The sequence below is a fragment of the Pseudoalteromonas sp. SG43-7 genome (assembly GCF_014164295.1).
In the GTDB taxonomy this organism is placed as follows: domain Bacteria; phylum Pseudomonadota; class Gammaproteobacteria; order Enterobacterales; family Alteromonadaceae; genus Pseudoalteromonas; species Pseudoalteromonas rhizosphaerae.
Map to the genome: position 1 here is coordinate 52,983 of NZ_JACJEY010000008.1, position 21,120 is coordinate 74,102.

A 21,120-nucleotide genomic window follows, 5' to 3' on the forward strand; every position below is an offset into this window, starting at 1 on the left:
CTTAATTGCCACTTTCTAAGTTATATTTAGGTTTTTCGTGTTTGATCCCCTTCACCGCTTCCGCAACTTCAGCAGGCATGTATTCTTCATCATGCTTAGCCAATACTTCAAACGCTTCTATTACATTAGGTTCAATCAACACACCTTGAGCAACAATCCCTTGCCCCTCGCGAAATAAGTCAGGCAAAATACCTTGGTATTTGATCGTTACTAAAGGGCCTGTATCAATCAAGGTAAAGCTTACTTGTAGGCTGGTTTCATCTCGAATCACTGATCCTGGGACCACCATACCGCCAATACGCAACTTTTGACCAATGTGCGGCTTTTCTTTATTCGGGCCTTTACCTTCAATTAACTCACTTGGAGTATAAAATAAGTTAATATTTTCTTGCAGCGCATACAATACTAAACCGATGGCGGCACCAATACCGAATACAATAGCGACGACGCCAAGCAAACGTTTCTTACGTCTTGGGTTCATGCTTGATTCTCCTGTTGAGCGTGTTTAATGCGAGCCTCTCGTTCAGCTTGTTGCTGCACAGAAGCCATAATGCGCTTAGTATCATTAAAAGAGCTTACTAAAATACCTAATAAAATCAGTGCACATGAACCAAAAGAAAGCCACACATAAAAGCCGTAACCGCCCATGGCAATAAAATCAGAAAAAGAATCAAACTGCATAACTAGCCCCTATTTAACAACTGACGCACCCAAGGGCGATGCTTTTCACGTTGTAAAATTTCATTTTTAAGACGCATCAAAGTCACCATGCCAACAAAACCAGCAAACGCGACTATATTTACCATTAATGGCCAAAACATACTTGAATCAATGGCTTTCGTATCAAACTTGGTAATAGTGGCACCTTGATGCAAGGTGTTCCACCACTCAACCGAAAAGTGGATAATGGGTAGGTTAATTACCCCCACAATAGCTAAAATAGATGCAGCTCGACCTGCTGCTTTTTTATCTTCAAAGGCATGATATAAAGACAATACCCCCAAATATAGAAATAATAGAATGAGCTCAGACGTAAGTCGTGCATCCCATACCCACCAGGCACCCCACATAGGTTTACCCCAAGCGGCGCCAGTAATAAGTGCAATTGCAGTTACACATGCGCCAACAGGTGCGATGGCAATCACCGCCAACTCGGCATTACGAAGTTGCCATACCAAAGCGATCACTGCCGCAATAGCCATTGATGAATAAGCCCCCATCGACAAAATAGCTGACGGTACATGAATGAAAATAATGCGATAACTGTCTTTTTGTTGATAGTCAGCTGGTGCATAGGCTAACCCCCAGACCCAACCAATAATCATAAAGACAACCGTTATCACGGCAAAATAGGGCAGTAACGTATTGCATAATTGATATGCACGATCTGCTTTAGCGTAGGGATGTAACCACTTCCACATATTAACTTACACTCACTTTCAATGCTGACGATATGGCAATTGGTGCGCTGATAATTGCAATGACAAGCATCGCACCAAGGATGGCAAGCTGACCACTATAATCCAGCGACATTGTGCTGGTATCGATAGCAGACGTTGCAAAAATTAATACGGGGATATATAAAGGCAAGACCAATAAACTCATCAAAATGCCGCCTTTTTGTAATCCCACTGTAAGCCCAGCGCCAATAGCGCCGATAAAACTAAGTAATGGCGTACCCAATAGCAAGGTAAGCACCGTTGCAATCAATGCTTGATTGTCTAAATTTAATAACAAGGCGAACAGCGGCGTCATCAACACCAACGGCAAGCCTGTAATAATCCAATGGGCAACGACTTTGCCAAGCACCGTCAACGGTAACGGGTACGATGAAGCAATCAATTGCTCTAAACTACCATCATGATAGTCATCACGAAATAGTTTATCTAAGCCTAACATGGTTGAAAGTAACGCAGCGACCCAGATAATACCAGGTGCCATACGGCTAAGTAGACCGGGCTCAGGACCAATTGCTAACGGAAATAATGTAATAACAATTAAGAAGAACAAAATGGGGTTTACGATTTCAGCACGCTGGCGAAATGCCAGCCGTAAATCTTTTTTACAAACGGCACTAAATAGCTGCCAATATGAATGCTGGCGTAACATCAGTGTCGGTACTCCAGAGTAACGGTTTGCAACTCATTAAAGTGGGTCGTTAAGTCTTGGTGGGTGGTTAATAAAATCGCCCCACCTTGTGCTAGGTGAGCTAAAAAGCGTTGCTGCAAAAATGCGATACCGGCTTTATCTAAGGCTGTAAATGGCTCATCCAGCACCCATAACTTCGCATCATTAAGCCAAAGTCTGATCAACGCAACACGACGTTGTTGACCAGCAGATAGAGTACGCACAGGTACATCTTCAAGACCAACTAAGCCAATCTTAGCTAATAATGAGTAAAGATCTTGCTCAGTGTCGTAACCTTGAATCTGTAACCAAAATCGCAGGTTTTCAATCGCACTAAGTTGGCTATTCACCCCTGTTTTATGGCCGATAAATAACAATTGCCGGGCAAATTCATCATAATTTTTAGCAATTGATTCACCTTGCCACATAACTTGTCCTTCATCGGGCGCAGAAAAACCCGCAATTATACGCAGCAAGGATGTTTTACCAGCCCCATTTGGGCCTGCTAATTGCATGATTTGGCCTGATTTCAAGCTGAAATTAAGATCCGCAAACAAACAACGTTCTTGCTTGATGCAGGTGACGGACTTAATGTGTAACAAGATGATGATTCTCTATACCCAAAATTAGGCGTTAGTCTAGCATAATGATAGGGTAATACGAATAATGCTTTGCACCGATTAACAAAAACTTGATTTAAAATAATGAACAAACCTACACAGATAACATTAGCGAATTCGCTTCCTGTCAGTCATTCGTCGCACAATGGCGTTGCACAGCAATTACCTGTTTTCAGCGAGCAAACACTCAGCGCTAAAAACATCGTGTTCGCCAAAGGCTCTGTGCAGATGGAAGTCTATGTTGATAAGCATTGGCAAACATTACGCTTAGCTACAACTGGCACTGAAACAAACACTCAAAAAATTGCCAGTGCCGATATTCAACTCAGTAATGATGGTAAACAACTCACTATTTTACCAAAGCAAGCTGAGATCAGCTTGCGTCAAACAAACCAACTGCAAAGTGTTTTAAATTTAATTAACAGTGGTGTTCAGGTCGAGAATAAACCTTTGTCGTTGCAAATTATTTTACAGCCTGCTGCAAAATTACTGTTAAATCAGTTACACGCCAGTATTCCTATCAATAAAGAAGTCGCCCAACTACTGCACAATGAGCAAGATCTAAAAGCAATAATTACCCCGAACCGCAATAATTTTACCTTAAGTGTTGTTAATCGCTTTGCTGATACACTTCACCAGCAGCCAATCAGCCAAGCAAAACTTGCTCTTTGGCTCAGTAAACTGGTACCAAATGGGCAGCTACAGCTAGATAAAAATACCGCAATACTGAGCTTTAATAATTATAATGGCAATATTAAGCTCGCACTGCAGCAGCCGTTAAATAATCACAGCATACACTCAACTCAGCCTGGTGGGGTAATTCAAAAAGTACAATTAAATGCGCTTAATGAACAATTAATAATAAAAACGCAGCTACCAAAAATAGCTCTGCAGTTAAAAAATTCATTAGCCCATACTTTTAATTCATTGCTACAAAAAAGCCATGTACCAGGCCAGTTTAATACCCAAACAAGTGTCGCACCTAGCAGCCCCTTATTGGTCAGCAGCAGCCCAATAAGCTCGTGGTTGCAAGACAGTTTTGCTGACTTAAAAACCCGGATCAGTGACGCTGTACGCTATTTTGAAAGCAAACCATTTAGTCAAGTCAGCAATAAATCAGCTGTAGCACAATCACTAACACCAACAGATCAAACTGCACAAACCTTACTACCCAAATCACTCAGGCAAATAAACCTTGTGGCAATGGCGACAAGCAACACCCAACCATTACTGACAGATATTAGCCAAGGTACCGCGCTGCCAAAGCATTATCATCAATCGCCTCCCCTGGTACAGTTATTTCAGCGATTAAAAGCCGGTTTAGCAAGTATTACAGAGCCTAATGCGGTTAAAAATAACAGTACTACTGCGGCGCCACTGAGCAAAGATACCGATAACTACAAACAATTAAATAAACTAGCTGCCGCGATTCAATCCAGCGAGCAAACTACAGTAGCGCAAAATAAAACACCGCAGGTTACTGTTAATCCAAAACAAGCAGCATCTGATATTAATGCTCAACCTGCTCAGCTAAACAAAGAACCTATCGCTAAAGCGCTAGCACACAGTCCCGAACAAGTTCTACCCAGCAAAACCAATAGTACAACTGTCAATGTCAGTGATAATAGCGCTGTCGCCAAAACAGTTATAGCCGATGCTCAGCAAAAATTAAAAACAACTCCACCTTTTGCTGCAGGAGTAGATACCAAAGTAGCATCTCTAACAGCACAGCTAAACAACGACAACCTAAAAGCAAGTACTCACTTACATATAGAAGCACTATTAAAAGGACCGATAACCAGCGCTTTGCCAGCCAGCCAGATTAGCTTGCCACTGGAAGCCAAATTATTGGCACCACTTTTAAAAACGCCTATCGAAAAGCCGCTACCTAATTTTAAATCAGCAGCAAACTACGATAAACAGCATATCGCTTCACAAATTAATAAACTAGCAGCGACCAAAGTAAGTAATAATGTCGATTTAAATCGGCTAGTCAATCAAGCTTTTAGCCGCATGATTGACAGCCAATCGTTGCAACCGTTAACCATTCAACGAGAAATACTCAGTGTTTTGCGTCCAGAAAGCTTAACCACTAGTGCCCTGCAAAATAGTTTTAGCCAATCTATTGAGCATTTGGCAGTGGCGATTTTAGCGGCTCCAAGCTTAGCAAATATCAGTGCGTTGAATTTTAACAGTCAAAGCTCACTTGATGCTTTATTACAAATATTAGTGCCTAACTTTAAAGCAACTAACCCACAGAAACTGCAAGAACAATTACTACAGCCACAATCACAAGCCTTAGCGGCTGAGCTGAGCCAAATAAAAACTGCAATTAGCCAAATTAACAGCACCCCCATCAATCAGCAGCCTGATAATAATCCGTTAGTACAATTTTTACTGCCGATGCGACTGCCACCGGAAACCGCACAAACAGAAATTTCATTAGGACAATATAAAAAACCAAGCCAAAATAAACTCGAAGCTAAAAATGTTTGGTTTGTGCGACTTAATTTTGATTACGCTGAGCTTGGCCAATTACAGATCACCGCTGAATTAATGGATAAAGCACTCGATTGTCAATTACTTGCCTCAAGCCAAGATATCACCGCAATGGCTCATCCGCACCTTGAGAGTTTGCGTCATAAATTAACAGCTCATGGCCTACAAGTTGGTGAAATGAAGCTAAGCCAAGGTGCGCCGCAACACCAAGCTTTTTATCAATCCCATGCCATTATTAATATTAAGGTTTAAGCCATGAGTGAGATACCAAAACATAAGTCTGCAATTGGTTTAGTTTACGAAGCCGGTCGTACTCCTACAGTCAGTAGTAAAGGGTTTGGTGAGCTCGCAGAAGAGATCATTAAAGCTGCAGAAGAAAAAGGAATTTTGATCCACAAAGATGAAGCATTGGCTAAAACGTTATCGCATTTAGAGCTTGGCGAAGAGATCCCAAGAGAACTGTATTATGTGATTGCCGAACTGATTGCTTTTTCATATGTACTGCGGGGTAAATTCCCACCAGGCTGGCAAGACTTTCAAGGCAAGTTAAATATTCAGGCGTAAAAAGTAAAAGGCGCTAATTAGCGCCCTTTTGATGATGTAACGACATTAATAGTTCTGCTTCGGCACGCGGAAGTTCACACTCTCGTATGATCTCTTCAATATCGGCACCTAGTTCAACCATTTTCACTGCTCGAGAATAAATTTTCGCATCAGGATCGTCATATTTTTGCGCATCTTGTAATTGCGCTAACTCTTGATTTCGCTGCTCTACAGCGACTAATCGCTTACCAATACTTAGCATACCGGTGCGCATTTCTGCGACTTCACTGCGTAAAATACTGAGCTGTTGTTGAGTTTCTTGCAGTTGCAGTATTTTGCTTTTTAATGCTGCAGCGTACTTATTATTATTAATAAAAATTAGTCCCAAGCATACTAACACCAGTACAATTGAGACTCCAAGCAACGAGTATAACAACATAGTTTTTCCGTAAGCGTTATAAATCGCTCAACTCATCCCACTCTTCGTCATTTAGTAATTTATTTAAATCAACTAAAATCAATAATTCACCATCACGATTACTGACACCTTGAATAAACTTGGCACTTTCTTCAGTACCAATGTTTGGTGCACTATCAATTTCTGAGCTACGCAAATAAACCACTTCTGCTACACTGTCGGCTAAGATACCAATGACTTGCTCTTCAGCTTCAATAATTAATACTCGTGAATTGTCTGTTGCTTCTGCAGACATCAAACCAAATCGTGCACGCGTATCGATTACTGTTACAACATTGCCACGTAAATTAATAATCCCTAAAACATAGCTTGGAGCACCTGGTACTGGAGCAATTTCTGTATAACGCAAAATCTCTTGCACTTGCATCACATTCACACCATAGGTTTCTGATTCAAGCTTAAAAGTTACCCACTGCAATACTTCATCATTGCCATCGGTATTTTTACTGCTTGATAATAATCTTTGTTCACTCATGTTATTACTCCGAATATCGTTACTGGTCGCGGCTATCTAAACCTTGCTCTAATAATTGACCTAAGCTTTGCACATCAATTAAGGCACACATTTTTTCTTTAATTACACCTGCAAGCCAAGGCCGCTTGCCACTTTTAGCTCGCCATTTCACATCTTCACTGCGTAGTGTAATGTTATTAACCAGCTTTTCAGCCAACAATCCCCATTGGCTATTACCTAAAGTAATTAAGTATTGGTAGTTTAATTTGTCTTCTAACTCTTGGGTATACTTTTCTGGCATCACCCAAAGCGCTGTATCAACTACATTAAGATTCTCATCACGATTTAGCATCACTCCTTTAAACCACTTGGGTTTACCAAAAAGCTGATTAACTTCACCTAATTGATGAATACCACCTAATGCTTTTAATGGTACTGCGAGGGTAAGCCCAGCCACTTCAAAGAATAACGCCTGAAACTCACCATCAAAATAATCTTCTTGACGCTGTACAGGAGTTTTAGCTTCAGCAACATTTAGCTGTTCACTCACTTTAGCTATATCTTTGATATTAGCTTGGATCTGTGGTTTCTCAAGGGGCGCGGGTATTTCTTCCTCAATACTAGTCTTTGGCTCATCAAGTGCGTTTGGCTGCACAATGGTTTGCTGCGACGCCTTGAGTGGCATTTTATTGCTACTTTCTGTGGATGGAACTTGTTCGAGTAATTTTGCAACCGGGTGTAAGTCTGTTGACTCATCGTCTTCGCACAGTAAAGCCCCCAAGTACTGGGTCATTACTTTTTCATTAGCAAATAATTGCTTACTCATTCATTAACCTTGTTCAATCAAATAATCGAGTAATGCGCGATAAGCATAAACACCTCTTGAGCGTGGACAATACTGAATCGGTACTTGTTGAGCTAAACTTGCATCACGGAACTTAGTATCTACGGGTATTACCCCTGGCCATACTTTTTCTTGGTACGTTTGCTGTAATGTCTTATATGCTTCAAGGGATGCATTAGTGCGCTTATCATACATTGTAGGGATAATGGTATATTGATACTGCTTTGATTGCGAGCTTTGCATTAATTCCATGGTCCGCATCATTCGGTCTAGTCCTTTGAGTGCTAAAAACTCAGTTTGTACTGGCACTAAAATGCGCTCACTTGCAGCCAATGCGTTAACCATTAATACACCTAACACTGGCGGACAGTCTAAAATAGCGTAATCATAATGCTCACTAATTTTTGCTAAAGCTTTTTTTAAGATAAGCCCCATTCCGGTCTTATTACCCATACTGCGGTCAAGTGTCGCGATTGCCATCGTTGCAGGAAGAATATCTAAGTTATCTATGTTCGATGGACACAAAGCTTGCAATATTTCTTCACTTGCCATGCTGTTTCCACGGGCAAATATATCATATACACTGACTTCTAAATCTTCTGAATCAATGCCAAAGTAATACGTTAAAGATGCATGAGGATCGGTATCAATCAGTAATACTCGCTTTCCTTGCAGCGCTAATATACCAGCTAAGCTCACAGCCGTGGTCGTCTTCCCTACTCCACCTTTTTGATTTGCTACCGTCCAAATTTTCACATCACACCTTATTTTTGTTCGTTGCGCGTTGTAATTCTTATACCACCGTGTGGGAGTTGGATCACTTTAATAGTGTTGTCATCACTTGGCAACTCAATTGGTTGCTCTGCTTCAGTTTCTGTTGCTGGTTGCTCGGTTGTAACAATGGGCTTGGGTGGCAAACCATATTTTGATAATGCAACGACTACTTTACGATTTTCAGCACGTCCTTGCTCTGTATCATTATCAGCAAAAGGTGAATACTGTCCATATCCTTCAATGGCCATGCGCGCAGGGTTGATACCTAATGCATCAAGTTCGACTAAAATCGAGGTCGCTCTTGCAACAGATAGCTCCCAATTAGAACGAAACATTTCATTATGAATGGTTTCATTATCGGTATAACCACGCACTCTAACGTAGTTATCTACTGGGGCAATAATATCGTTTACTAATTTTATCACTGCTTTCGCGCGTTGATGCGCCACAGCACTGCCACTGGAAAATAACATTCCTGAGCTTAATTCAATGATCAACCAGTCTTGGTGCAACTCTAAACTTGCTTCGCCATCGCGTATTTCATCGATCAAGGCTGATTGTAATTTAGTTAATAAGCTATCTAAAGGTTTGCCTAAGTGTTTTTGTTTTATATTACTGGTATCGCTTTGTCCATCCAGTAACTCTGGGCCAGCTTCTTGCTTTTGAATACTTTCACCAAACAGTAGTTCGTTTTCAGGAGTCACTCTATCGGTTAATAAACCGGTCCCCGTCACGCCTTGACCCTCTTGACTATACTGACGAGCTGACTTGTCAAAAACCTGCTCCAGCGAATCAGATAAAATTTGGAAGCTTTCTTCTTTATTAATCGCAATCGCATACATCACTACAAAGAATGCAAACATAATAGTCATGTAATCAGCGTACGACACTAGCCAACGTTCTGTATGCTGACTTTTGGTCGATGAGTGACGAAGTCGACGGCGCATCATAATAATTATTCTTGAAGCTGACTTGGACGCTCTACACGATACGCTTCAAGTTTCAGCTCAATATTGACAGGGCTATCACCTTGGCTCATGGCAATAATTCCTTCAGCTAATAACTCATGAAACAGCATCTTTTGTTCTACTTGTTGTTTGAGCTTGTTAGCCATAGGTAAAAACAATAAATTTGCTAAGCCAACCCCATAAATGGTGGCAAGAAAAGCAGTCGCAACCCCTGCACCTAACTTTTCAGGTTCAGTGATAAATGACATCGCTTGGATCAGACCAAGCACTGCGCCTAATATACCGATGGTAGGACTGTAACCGCCCAACGCCTCATAAACTCGACTGGCTTCAAGCAGCCGTTCTCTTTCTAGCAACAAATCAATTTCTAGTGTTTCTCTGAGTTTTTGCTCACTGTTGCCATCAATCAGTAAACTCAAGCCTTTGGCAACATATGGATCCGGATGGGTTAACGCTATTTCTTCAAGTGCTAAATACCCTTCTTGGCGGGCTTTTTGTGACCAACTTTTAACTTGCTCAATTGCTCTGTTGATATCGTAACTTGGTGGGAAAAATACCCAGTGGCTTATTCTTAATGCTTTATTAAACGTACTTGCTGGTGTTTGTAGCATTACAGCACCTAACGTACCGCCCAACACAATGATTAATGCCGGGCCATTAAATAAAGCACTCACAACACCGCCTTCTAGTGAGTAGCCATAACCAATCGCCAAAAGTGCAACGAACAGGCCTAGAAACGACAACTTATCCACAACCAATCTCTCGAACTAACCGATTAGCAACGTCTTCAAGCGCAATGCTTGCCGATGATAACCCTGCGTTAGCAACCGCTTGTGGCATACCATATACCACACTGGTTTTTTCATCTTGTGCCCAAATAGTAGCGCCGGCTTGTTTAAGCATTCTTGCACCGTCTCTTCCATCTGCGCCCATGCCTGTAAGTACCACAGCTAATACATCACCTTGGAACGATTTGGCTGTACTTGCAAAAGTAACATCAACACTTGGTTTATAGGTGATCCGGGCACTATCGTCTTCAAAAACACGTAAAGTGCGATTGCCAGCCCGTCCCTCAATCAACATTTGTTGACCGCCCGGCGCTAGATACGCGACGCCTGGCATTAATCGGTCGCCTTGTTGTGCTTCTTTTACTTTTATTTTGCACAAGCCGTTTAAACGTGCGGCAAATGCTGGCGTAAACGCAGCTGGCATATGCTGTATTAACAAAATAGGGTGCGGAAAATTAGCGGGCAACTGAGTCAGAATTGTTTGCAGTGCAACAGGTCCTCCCGTTGAAGTACCTATTGCAACTATTTGATATTTCTTTCCTGAAGCGCGAGTGTTAGCTGCAATATTAGTCGCAGGTGCAGCGCTCCGGTTAAAGCTTCGATCTGGTTGAGTTATCGCAGGGCGACTTGTTGTACCTGCAGAAACGGGAGGTATTGGTGCCGATGCAGGAGGCGTTGTCGGCCGACTAAAGCGCGAAAGACGCTTGCGTCCAATTTCTTTTACTTTATTTTGTAATAACTTAATCGCATCTTCATTATTACGAGCAATATCTTCAAATTTTTTCGGTAAAAAATCTAGAGCACCCGCATCAAGTGCGTCTAAGGTTGCTGTTGCGCCATCACGAGTCAGTGAGGAGAACATCAGAATAGGGGTTGGATTTGCTGCCATGATTTCTTTTACAGCACTAATGCCATCAAGCACGGGCATTTCAACATCCATGGTGATTACATCTGGACGAAGTTGATTTGTTTTATCGACCGCTTCTCGGCCATTTACCGCAAAACCAATTACTTCGATATCCTTATCTTGCTCGAGTATTTCGCTCACTCTGCGGCGAAAGAAACTTGAATCATCAACAACTAAAACTTTAACTGCCATTGGCATACTCTTGTTAAATTTTATCTGTGAGAGCCATATTTAGCCCTCACAATAAGATAAGAATTGGCCTAACCTGCGTAGTGTTTTAACAGGTTTGGAACATCTAAGATCAGCGCTATACCACCGTCAGACGTGATCGTTGCACCTGCCATACCAGGTGTTCCTTGTAGTAAAGCATCAAGCGGTTTAATAACAACTTCTTCTTGACCAATCAATGAATCCACTACAAAACCAACTTGTTGCGTACCAATTTGTACAATTACAACATGGCCTTGAGCTTTGCGTAATGATCTGTCAGCACCTTTAACTAACCAATGTTCTAAATAAAACAACGGTCGTGCTTTCTTACGAACAATAATGGTTAATTGACCATCAACTACATTCGTTTTAGTTAGATCTAGGTGGAATATTTCATTAACACCAGCCAGTGGTAATGCAAATGTTTGCTCACCGACAACCACCATCAATGTCGGCAAAATAGCCAACGTTAACGGTACTTTAATTTCTAGGATTGTGCCTACACCTAGCTCAGATTGAATACTCACAGAACCATTTAGTTGGGTAATTTTGGTTTTCACCACATCCATACCCACACCACGACCCGAAATATCAGAGATCTGTTCTTTGGTGGAAAAGCCTGGTGCAAAAATAAGGTTATAGGCTTCTGTATCAGATAATCGAGCTGCTTGCTCGTGATCAAGCACCCCTTTATTGATTGCTATTTTTTTCAGTTTTTCAGGGTCCATACCTGCACCATCATCACGAATGGTGAGCAAAATATGATCACCCTCTTGCGATGCTGATAAAGTAACAGTCCCAGTTCTTGACTTACCTGCCGCTTCACGCACATCAGGCATTTCAATACCATGGTCAACCGAGTTGCGCACCAAGTGGACTAAAGGATCTGCCAGTGCCTCAACTAAGTTTTTATCTAAATCGGTTTCTTCACCCACGAGCAGTAAGTTAATGTCTTTTCTCAAACTGCGGGCTAAATCACGGACTACGCGAGGAAAACGACCAAACACTTTCTTGATCGGTTGCATCCGCGTTTTCATTACCGCACCTTGCAAGTCTGCGGTTACTACATCAAGATTCGAAATGGCTTTACCCATCGCTTCACTTTCAGTATTGGTTGCTAAACTGACTAAACGATTGCGAACCAATACCAGTTCACCAACCATGTTCATTATTTGATCTAGGCGTTTTGTATCAACACGCACCGTCGTATCAGCTTGTGGAGGAGCTGGTTTTTTAGCAACAGCTGTCGCTGGAGCTGGTGCGGATTTTTCAGCTGCTTTCACAGGCTCAGACACTGCTGGTTTGGGCACTGGCTTAGCTGCGGCAACAGGTGCAGGTGCAGGTGTTGGTGCTTTTTTAGCGGGTGCTGGCTCAGTCTCAGCGACCGCTTGTGGCGCGCTGCCTTTACCATGTAATTCATCAAGTAAAGCTTCAAATTCATCATCGCTGATTTCATCTGGACCATTACTTTTCGTCGATGCTGAAGGTGCTTGGGTCGGTTTAGGCGCAGCACTTTCGGTGCCTGCAGTATCTTTATTACTTACTAGACCGAAGCTACCAATACCGTGCAATTCATCCAATAAATTATCAAATTCATCATCAGTAATATCACTATTTGATGATTCATTGCTGACAGTGGTTGTTGGCGTTATAGGACTTTTCCCTTGTCCGTGGAGCTCATCAAGCAGACTCTCAAATTCATCTTCTGTTATCTCATCGATTTGAACATCTTTTTGATCGCTATCAACTTGACCATCAAATAATGAGTCTAGCGCAAATGGATCGTCAGAATCATCTAAAATATCATCAGCATCAACAACAGGGATATCGCCTGCAGGTTCAGCACTGCCAGTTAATTCTTCAGCCGTTGGCGGCAGCCCCAATTTATGTAAAACAGCGAGTAATTCTGGATTTGCTGGTTCTGGTTTTTCTCTACTTTGGATAGTCGCAAACATTTCGTTGATAGTATCGAGTGCTTGCAAGATCACGTCCATCAGTTCGGAATTAACCTTACGAACACCTTGACGCAATAAATCGAAAACGTTCTCTGCACCATGGCAAGCATCGACTAGTTCAGTCATGCTTAAAAAGCCTGCGCCGCCTTTTACCGTATGAAAACCACGGAAAATTGCATTGAGTAATTCGGTATCATCTGGGTTATTTTCAAGCTCCACCAGCTGTTCTGACAAAAGCTCAAGAATTTCTCCAGCCTCTACTAGAAAATCTTGTAAAATATCTTCATCGACTTCAAAGCTCATGCAGTTTTCTCCTCTTAGAAGCCCAAGCTTGATAATAAATCATCAACATCATCTTGTCCTGAGACAACATCATCACGAGATTCTTTATCAATAATTGGCCCTTCAGGGCCTGCAAGTGTATTTTCAGCAGGCGGTTTTTCAATGACTGGTGCTATTGTTTTTGTTTCGTTATCATCTTGGCTGCCAAATGCTGTCAACAAGTGGATCAAGCTGTCTTCTACTTCTCTAACAAGCTCGATAACCCGACGGATCACTTGACCGGTTAAATCTTGAAAATCTTGTGCCATTAACACATTGGTCATGAGTCCTTGCAACTCATCCGTTTTAGTTTGCGAGCTATTCATGAACTTATCTAAGCTATGGCAAAGTGTTTTAAATTCACCTAGCTCAATTTCACGGTTCATTAAACGATCCCAAGTGGGTTTAATGTCTGAAATGTCATCAGCAAGCTGTTGGGCAATGGGTAAACTTGCTTCTACAGCATCCATGGTTTTATTAGCAGCGTTTTCGGTCATTTCCATAACATAGTTAAGACGCTGCTTCGCGTCGGGTAGTGCATCTTTGGTCAAATCAGCTAAACGTGTATCAAGCTCAAAATTTTTCAACGCATCATGAAGCTGACGCGTAAGTTTGCCTACTTCGGCAAATAATTCTGATTGCTCTTTTGACGCCGCATCAATAATTAACTGATCAGCTTTATCTTGTTCACCGTTTTCAAGGTAAACCACAAGCTGACGGGCTTGTTCTAAACTGATCTGAGGCGCAGCAGGTGCTGACATAAGCCTCTCCTATTTATTTAACCTAAACGCTCAAACACTTTTTCCAATTTGGTTTTCAGTGTTGCAGCTGTAAATGGTTTAACGATATAACCGTTAACACCAGCTTGTGCAGCAGCAACAATTTGTTCTTTTTTAGCTTCTGCTGTTACCATTAAAACAGGAATGTGTTTCAGGCTGTCATCGGCCCTAATAGCGCGCAAGAGATCGATTCCTTGCATGCCAGGCATGTTCCAATCTGTAACTACAAAATCAAATTCTTGATTCTGCAACATCGGTAAAGCTGTTGAGCCATCGTCAGCTTCTTGTACATTTGTAAAACCCAAATCTCTTAACAGATTTTTGATAATACGTCTCATCGTCGAAAAATCATCAACAACAAGAATTTTCATGTTTTTATCCAAAACATCCTCCGGTGAGGTCTGAACCTATATTTACTTACTACTAATTAATCCAGTCATTGATTTTTGCTTTGAGCTTAATCATCGCCTGACCATGTATCTGACTCACACGCGATTCACTTACATCGAGTATATGTCCAATCTCTTTTAAATTCATTTCATCGTTATAATACAGCGACAATACTAACCCATCTCGTTCAGGTAAAGATTGTATAGCTGTTAATAATGATTGATTAAAGCGTTCATTTTTAACGTTATTAAAGGGCTTGTCCAGTGCTAAATCATGTCCCACTGGTGTGATAACATCTTCATCTACCCCTAAGTCTTCTATACCTAACACTTTACTTGAATTTACATCACTAAGAATATGATGGTACTCATCTAGCGTAATATCAAGTTTTTCAGCAACTTCACTGTCTTTAGGTTCTCGATTCAGGCTGCTTTCTAGCTCACTAATCGCTTCAGCGACTCTGCGGCTATTACGGTGCACTGAGCGTGGAGCCCAATCACCTCGGCGCATTTCATCCAGCATCGCACCACGGATACGAATGCCTGCAAAGGTTTCAAAGCTTGCACCTTTAGTCGCATCAAAGTTCTTTGATGCTTCAATTAACCCTATCATCCCCGATTGAATCAAATCATCGAGTTGCACACTCGCGGGTAAACGAGCGATTAAATGACAAGCCACTTTTTTGACTAAGGAAGCATGTCGCTCAACAATCACATTTAAATTTTGTGTCGATTGATATCCCATCGCTTTATTCACCGATGCCGTCATAGTTAGCCGTTTACTAATTTTTCTATGAAAAATTCTAAATGACCAGATGGTTGATTAGGTATAGGCCATTTAACTGCTTTTGTCGCTAATGTTTTAAATGCTATTGCTGCTGGGGAACTTGGAAATAAATCAACAATCACTTTCTGACGACGAGTTGCTTTACGCATATTTTCATCATACGGGACTGTTGCTACCAATTCCATTGAGACATCCAAAAAGCGATCCGTTACTTTTGAGAGCTTAGCAAATAGTTCCTGGCCTTCACGCATGCTGCGCACCATATTAGCAACGATTTTAAATTTATACACACCGTGCTCACGACTCAATACTTTGATTAATGCATAAGCATCAGTTATTGAGCTCGGTTCATCACATACTACTACCATGACATCTTGCGCTGCGCGCGAAAAACTTAATACCATGTCAGAGATACCAGCAGCAGTATCAACAATTAATATATCAAATTCGGTATTTAATTCACTAAAAGCGCGAATTAACCCAGCATGTTCTGATGGTGAAAGTTCCACCATACTTTGCGAGCCTGACGTCGCTGGTACTATTTTAATTCCTGCAGGCCCTTCAACTAAAATTTCATCGAGCTCGCATTCACCTGATAGTACATGAGATAGATTACGCTCTACCCTAAGTCCTAACATCACATCACAATTTGCTAAACCCAAATCGGCATCCAGTACTAACACTCGGTTTCCGAGCTGACCCAACGCAATCGCAGTGTTAAGTGAGACGTTAGTTTTCCCTACGCCACCTTTGCCACCTGTTACAGCGATAACTTTAACGCCGTTATTATTGTTTTGACTCATTTTACGCAGGCCACTTGCTTGATCTAATACTGTGTTAATCATACATCCCTACTGTGCTTGACGCTACTGCTTGGCGTCGTGAATGTTGTGCTTTTGTTCTTTTTAAATACAATTGTTCTGCTTTTTTTACTAATTTCTCTGCATTGGCGACCCGAATGTCCTCTGGAACGCGCTGACCGTTAGTAAGATACCCTATTGGAAGGCGATTTTGAATCGCTATACTAATAATCTCACCTAAACTTAATGATTCGTCTAATTTAGTGAAAATACAGCCACTTAATTGTACCTTCTTAAAGTGTCTTACGGTTTCTTGTAAAACATTAATTTGTGCGGTCGCACTGAGCACTAAATAATTGCGAATATCGACACGTTGATTACGCATTAGTGTATTTAACTGCTCAGTTAAACGTAAATCACGTTGGCTCATTCCCGCTGTATCTATTAATACTAGACGCTTATTTCGTAAATGATATAAAACTTCTGCTAATTCATTGGCATCTTTAACTTGTTTTACACCACAACCGATGATTCGGCCATAAGTAGCAAGCTGTTCATAAGCGCCAATACGGTAAGTATCAGTGGTAATAAGCGCAACTTTATCTGCGCCATATTTTTGTGCGCCAAGGGCTGCAAGTTTTGCCACGGTTGTAGTTTTACCAACCCCAGTAGGTCCAACAAGAGCATATACGCCGCCTTGGCGTAGTATTTCATTATTTGTAGTATGCATTTGGTTTTCAACCATTTGCAATAGCGCTTGCCATGCTTGCTGACGTGACACATCATCGGGAATAAAACAAGCCATTTGCTCTGCAACTTCACTGTCAATACCCATTCCGACTAAACGATCGATCATGCATGCGCGAGTAGGGTCGCGACGCGCTAAATCTTGTTGCATCAATCCAGATACTTGATACTCAAGTAATTGACGCATCGCTGCCATTTCATCACGCATAGCGGTGATTTCATCTGTTTTGGCTGCACTTTTTGTTGGCATCGGAGTATCTAAATCATCAAAACCACTTTCTAGATCATCATCAAAACCTAAGCTATGTGCTTGCGTTTGTGGACGCGGCGCAGTATCGCGACGAGCAAAATCATTATGTGCTTGTGGTTCATGGCGAGTTTGCTGTGCTTGATGTTGTTGCTGTGGTTGATACTGAGTTGATGTATCAATCCCTGACTGGCTAAACATCGACGCAAGCTCAGGTGAGCGTGGACGCGGTGATTGGCGCTCTAATAATGCTTGTAAGCTATCAGCTACCGCAGCTTGCGGCTCAGGCTGTGTACGTTGTGGCGCAGGTTTAACAAAGTTAGCATTTGTTTGTGCTTGTGCCGTAGCAACATGTGCTTGTGCAGGTGCTTTCGGGGCTGCTTTTTCATAATCAACGGCGGCAACAATCTCTACCCCATTGGCTAATTTTTTATTTGACATGATTACAGCATCTACACCGAGTTCATCTTTAACTTCTTTCAGTGCGGTGCGCATATCTTTAGCATAAAAACGTTTTATTTTCATGGTTCAACCCCTTTAAAATCCGATTATTGGCCTACTGAGCTGACAATCTTGATCTGTCTTTCGTCTGGTACCTCTTGATAAGACATCACTCGCAATCCTGGAATGGTGTACTTAACAAAACGAGATAACACAGTGCGTAACATTCCTGACGTTAGCAATATCGAAGGTTCACCGGCCATTTCTTGATTTTGATGCGCTTCATTTAATGATTGTTGAAGTCGCTCTGCAAGTCCTGGCTCTATTCCGGCACCTTCGTCGCCTGCATTTTGTAGTGACTGATGCAACATCTGTTCCAACTCAGGCGCCAAGGTTATGACAGGGATTTCTGATGACATTCCAACCGCGTCTTGAACAATTAATCTGCGCAGTGAAATTCGCACTGCTGCGGTTAATACATCAGGATCTTGGCTTCGAGGGCCATACTCAACAAGGGTTTGTACAATTGAACGCATATCGCGAATAGCAACGCCTTCATTTAATAAATTTTGTAATACTTTAACAATTGCTGTTAGTGGTAAAATATCTGGCACTAGCCCTTCAACTAAACGAGGATGACTTTTTGCCAGCATATCTAATAGATTTTGCACTTCCTCGTGGCCGAGTAACAAGGCCGCGCTGTTAGTTAGTAACTGACTAATATGCGTTGCTACCACTGTTGCTGCATCAACCACGGTATAACCGAGTGATTGTGCTTCATCTTTTTGATCTGGTTTGATCCAAATAGCGTCTAGACCAAAGGCCGGATCTTTAGTAGCAATGCCTTTTATTGGACCAAATACTTGGCCAGGATTAATAGCCAACTCATCACCGTGCTTAAGCTCCCCCTCACCACTTGAAACACCCATCATGGTAATTCTGTATGCATTTGGGTCTAACTCTAAGTTATCGCGAATATGCACCGGTGGAATTAAAAAACCAAGTTCTTGAGATAACTTTTTACGTACCCCTTTGATCCGGTTTAATAGTTCGCCACCTTGTGATTGATCAACTAATGGAATTAAGCGATAGCCAACTTCAAGGCCAATTACATCAACTTGTTGTACATCATCCCAACCTAGCTCTTTTTGCTCTTGCTTGTTAGCAACACCAGTGCCTGTTGCACCACCATTGGTAGCTTCTGCTTCTTTTGCTGCTGCTTCTTTTAGCTTATTTTGCTGGGTGTAATACGCTAAGTAACCAAGTAATGCACCAAGACTTAAAAAGGCAAAATGTGGCATACCCGGTACTAAACCCATCACGATTAAAATACCCGAGGCGATAAATAATGATTTCTCGTTACCGAGTTGTTTCTTAAATTGATCGCCCATGTTGAGCGATTCATTTTGACGAGTAACAACAATTGCAGTGCCAATTGATAACAGTAATGATGGTAATTGTGCAACTAAGCCATCACCAATGGTCAGCAAGGTATACACTTCCATGGCGTTGCCAAAGCTTAAATCATGCTGGATCATACCAACAAACAAGCCGCCAACAATATTGATGATCAGTATTACAATACCAGCAATCGCATCACCTTTTACAAACTTGCTCGCACCATCCATAGAGCCATAAAAGTCCGCTTCACGGGTGACTTCTTCACGGCGATCTCGTGCTTGCTCTGCACTAATAAAACCCGCATTCAAGTCAGCATCAATGGCCATTTGTTTGCCTGGCATCGCATCTAAGGTAAAGCGTGCCGATACTTCAGAGATCCTGCCTGCACCTTTGGTGATTACCACAAAGTTGATGATAATCAAAATCAAAAACACCACTAAACCAACCGCGTAGTTGCCACCAATTACCACTGAACCAAAAGCTTCAATTACTTTACCTGCGGCATCACCACCGTTATGACCTTCAAGCAGCACCACCCGGGTACTGGCAACATTTAGTGCCAAACGCATAATCGTTGCGATCAATAGCACTGCTGGAAACATACCAAATTCAACAGGCTTCATGGTGTAAACTGTCACTAACAACACCACTAATGCTAAAGCTATATTAAACGAGAAAAGAATGTCGAGTAAAAATGGCGGTAACGGTAAAATCACCATACCCAACGCAGCGAGCACCAGCAAAGGTGTACCAACACCTTTTAAATACTCTTTTTTATCTTTATTAAGTTGTTGTAATACAGCTTTAAATTCCATAATTCTACAATTTCAAAAAATTGACACTAAACGGAATTTGCAATAACTATTCCAAGTTATTAATTACTAGCTTAAAAGAATACTGATTATTCAAATCAATACTTATAGGCATCTGGAATTGGGAGTGTTTTATTCAATTTTGTAGGGCGTTTACCACGGCCTTTTTGAAAGCGTTTAAGCTGAAATACATAAGCTAAAACTTGTGCGACTGCAGTAAATAGTTGGTCAGGGATTTGCTCTCCTACTTCGGCAGTATGATACAGTGCTCGAGTTAGCATGGGGGATTCAAGGATGGGTACCTCGTTACCAATGGCTATTTTCCTAATTTGCATCGCCATCTCATCAACACCTTTGGCAACGACTATCGGCGCGCCAGCGCGCTCTGTGTCGTACTTTAATGCCACAGAGTAATGGGTAGGGTTGGTAACAACTACATCGGCATCTGGCACATCCTGCATCATGCGTCGCTGCGACATTTGTCTTTGCGTTTGTCTTATACGTGCTTTAATTTGCGGATCTCCTTCAGAATTTTTATATTCATCTTTGACTTCTTGTAGAGTCATTTTTAATTCTTTGTGATGTTTATGACTTTGATATGGCGCATCAATCGCAGCAATAATGGTTAAGGTGCAGGTCAGTCCTAAAAACATCCATGCGAGTATCTCTAAGGCATGAATGATATTGCCCGGCGCACTTTCAATACTCAGATGAAGAATTTCATCAAAGAAGGTGTTGATCAAAAAGATAGCAAAGCCAGCTACTACCACAAACTTTAAAATCGATTTCACCAACTCGACGCCCGCTTGTGGACCTAACATCCGCTTTATACCTTTTGCTGGTGACATTTTACTGGCTTTAGGTGCTGCCGCCTCCCAACTAAAGTTAAAACCACCTAACAAGGTATTACCTATGATACCCGCCAGCACAATAATAAACACAAACATCGCCATCGGAAACACTAGCGCATCGGCCACCGCTCCCCACACTGAAAACATTTTAGTGGTATCGTACGTTTCATTACGGTTCAAGCTGAGCATGCGACCCATTATATTATACAGTCCCTTGCCAATCTCAGGTCCGTACATAAGTAATGAAATGGCTGAAAAAATAAGTACAAACATGGTGCCAAGCTCTTTTGAGCGCGCAACTTGGCCTTTCTTTTTCGCGTCGCTTACTTTTTTCCCCGTGGGTTCTTCGGTTTTTTCTTGACCTGAATCTTCAGCCAT

The 21,120-nt window shown here is 41.7% G+C and carries 22 protein-coding genes; 2 read left to right on the forward strand and 20 right to left on the reverse strand.

From position 1 onward, the window contains the following. Position 1 precedes the first annotated feature (1 nt). The 5 genes from ccmE to ccmA are packed head-to-tail and all read right to left on the reverse strand — an operon-like array spanning position 2 to position 2,729. Complete coding sequence (gene ccmE, locus H5200_RS05255) at positions 2 to 481, reverse strand: cytochrome c maturation protein CcmE (RefSeq protein WP_149981464.1); 480 nt, start codon at positions 479 to 481, stop codon at positions 2 to 4. Then, entirely contained in the window at positions 478 to 681 is a 204-nt protein-coding gene (ccmD, locus tag H5200_RS05260; RefSeq protein ID WP_182739670.1) for a heme exporter protein CcmD, read from the reverse strand. The genes ccmE and ccmD overlap by 4 nt, the downstream gene beginning before the upstream one ends. 2 nt (positions 682 to 683) lie before the next feature. Then, complete coding sequence (locus H5200_RS05265; protein WP_149981466.1) at positions 684 to 1,421, reverse strand: heme ABC transporter permease; 738 nt, start codon at positions 1,419 to 1,421, stop codon at positions 684 to 686. A gap of 1 nt (position 1,422) precedes the next feature. Then, positions 1,423 to 2,109 carry a heme exporter protein CcmB gene (gene ccmB / locus H5200_RS05270; protein WP_182718172.1) on the reverse strand — a complete coding sequence of 229 codons (687 nt, stop codon included), beginning with the start codon at positions 2,107 to 2,109 and terminating at the stop codon, positions 1,423 to 1,425. Next, a complete protein-coding gene (ccmA, locus tag H5200_RS05275) occupies positions 2,109 to 2,729 on the reverse strand; it encodes a cytochrome c biogenesis heme-transporting ATPase CcmA (RefSeq protein WP_149981467.1) in 621 nt (206 codons plus the stop codon). The genes ccmB and ccmA overlap by 1 nt, the downstream gene beginning before the upstream one ends. A gap of 102 nt (positions 2,730 to 2,831) precedes the next feature. Between ccmA and H5200_RS23890 the strand changes: the two genes are divergently transcribed. Next, positions 2,832 to 5,498: a flagellar hook-length control protein FliK gene (locus H5200_RS23890; RefSeq protein ID WP_259399173.1), complete on the forward strand. Its 2,667-nt coding sequence runs from the start codon at positions 2,832 to 2,834 to the stop codon at positions 5,496 to 5,498. A 3-nt stretch (positions 5,499 to 5,501) separates the two neighbouring features. After that, positions 5,502 to 5,810 (forward strand): EscU/YscU/HrcU family type III secretion system export apparatus switch protein, encoded by a 309-nt coding sequence (locus H5200_RS05285; protein ID WP_145239329.1) that lies wholly within the window; start codon positions 5,502 to 5,504, stop codon positions 5,808 to 5,810. Between the two features lie 13 nt (positions 5,811 to 5,823). Here the strand turns inward: H5200_RS05285 and H5200_RS05290 are convergent, their stop codons facing one another. From H5200_RS05290 to flhB, 15 genes are all read right to left on the reverse strand, one after another. Beyond that, positions 5,824 to 6,228 (reverse strand): DUF2802 domain-containing protein, encoded by a 405-nt coding sequence (locus tag H5200_RS05290; protein WP_145239332.1) that lies wholly within the window; start codon positions 6,226 to 6,228, stop codon positions 5,824 to 5,826. Between the two features lie 16 nt (positions 6,229 to 6,244). Continuing rightward, positions 6,245 to 6,742: a chemotaxis protein CheW gene (locus H5200_RS05295; RefSeq protein WP_145239335.1), complete on the reverse strand. Its 498-nt coding sequence runs from the start codon at positions 6,740 to 6,742 to the stop codon at positions 6,245 to 6,247. A gap of 19 nt (positions 6,743 to 6,761) precedes the next feature. Next, entirely contained in the window at positions 6,762 to 7,547 is a 786-nt protein-coding gene (locus H5200_RS05300; RefSeq protein ID WP_149981468.1) for a chemotaxis protein CheW, read from the reverse strand. Positions 7,548 to 7,550: 3 nt separating this feature from the next. Continuing rightward, entirely contained in the window at positions 7,551 to 8,321 is a 771-nt protein-coding gene (locus H5200_RS05305; RefSeq protein WP_149981469.1) for a ParA family protein, read from the reverse strand. Positions 8,322 to 8,329: 8 nt separating this feature from the next. Further along, a complete protein-coding gene (locus H5200_RS05310; RefSeq protein WP_149981470.1) occupies positions 8,330 to 9,289 on the reverse strand; it encodes a flagellar motor protein MotB in 960 nt (319 codons plus the stop codon). A 5-nt stretch (positions 9,290 to 9,294) separates the two neighbouring features. Further along, entirely contained in the window at positions 9,295 to 10,059 is a 765-nt protein-coding gene (locus H5200_RS05315) for a flagellar motor protein (protein WP_182761088.1), read from the reverse strand. Then, on the reverse strand, positions 10,052 to 11,194 hold the full coding sequence (locus tag H5200_RS05320) for a chemotaxis response regulator protein-glutamate methylesterase (RefSeq protein ID WP_182739668.1): 1,143 nt from the start codon (positions 11,192 to 11,194) through the stop codon (positions 10,052 to 10,054). The genes H5200_RS05315 and H5200_RS05320 overlap by 8 nt, the downstream gene beginning before the upstream one ends. Positions 11,195 to 11,262: 68 nt before the next feature. Further along, positions 11,263 to 13,470: a chemotaxis protein CheA gene (locus H5200_RS05325; RefSeq protein WP_182761089.1), complete on the reverse strand. Its 2,208-nt coding sequence runs from the start codon at positions 13,468 to 13,470 to the stop codon at positions 11,263 to 11,265. A gap of 14 nt (positions 13,471 to 13,484) precedes the next feature. After that, positions 13,485 to 14,249 (reverse strand): protein phosphatase CheZ, encoded by a 765-nt coding sequence (locus H5200_RS05330; protein ID WP_149981475.1) that lies wholly within the window; start codon positions 14,247 to 14,249, stop codon positions 13,485 to 13,487. 17 nt (positions 14,250 to 14,266) lie between these two features. Further along, entirely contained in the window at positions 14,267 to 14,650 is a 384-nt protein-coding gene (cheY, locus tag H5200_RS05335; protein WP_016708035.1) for a chemotaxis response regulator CheY, read from the reverse strand. A gap of 40 nt (positions 14,651 to 14,690) precedes the next feature. Next, positions 14,691 to 15,401 (reverse strand): RNA polymerase sigma factor FliA, encoded by a 711-nt coding sequence (locus tag H5200_RS05340; RefSeq protein ID WP_149981786.1) that lies wholly within the window; start codon positions 15,399 to 15,401, stop codon positions 14,691 to 14,693. A 26-nt stretch (positions 15,402 to 15,427) separates the two neighbouring features. After that, positions 15,428 to 16,288 (reverse strand): MinD/ParA family protein, encoded by an 861-nt coding sequence (locus H5200_RS05345; RefSeq protein WP_149981477.1) that lies wholly within the window; start codon positions 16,286 to 16,288, stop codon positions 15,428 to 15,430. Further along, a complete protein-coding gene (gene flhF, locus H5200_RS05350; RefSeq protein WP_182761090.1) occupies positions 16,281 to 17,762 on the reverse strand; it encodes a flagellar biosynthesis protein FlhF in 1,482 nt (493 codons plus the stop codon). The genes H5200_RS05345 and flhF overlap by 8 nt, the downstream gene beginning before the upstream one ends. A 23-nt stretch (positions 17,763 to 17,785) precedes the next feature. Continuing rightward, positions 17,786 to 19,894: a flagellar biosynthesis protein FlhA gene (flhA, locus tag H5200_RS05355; protein WP_149981479.1), complete on the reverse strand. Its 2,109-nt coding sequence runs from the start codon at positions 19,892 to 19,894 to the stop codon at positions 17,786 to 17,788. Positions 19,895 to 19,989: 95 nt separating this feature from the next. Continuing rightward, positions 19,990 to 21,120, reverse strand: coding sequence for a flagellar biosynthesis protein FlhB (flhB, locus tag H5200_RS05360; protein WP_149981481.1), 1,131 nt, complete (start codon positions 21,118 to 21,120; stop codon positions 19,990 to 19,992).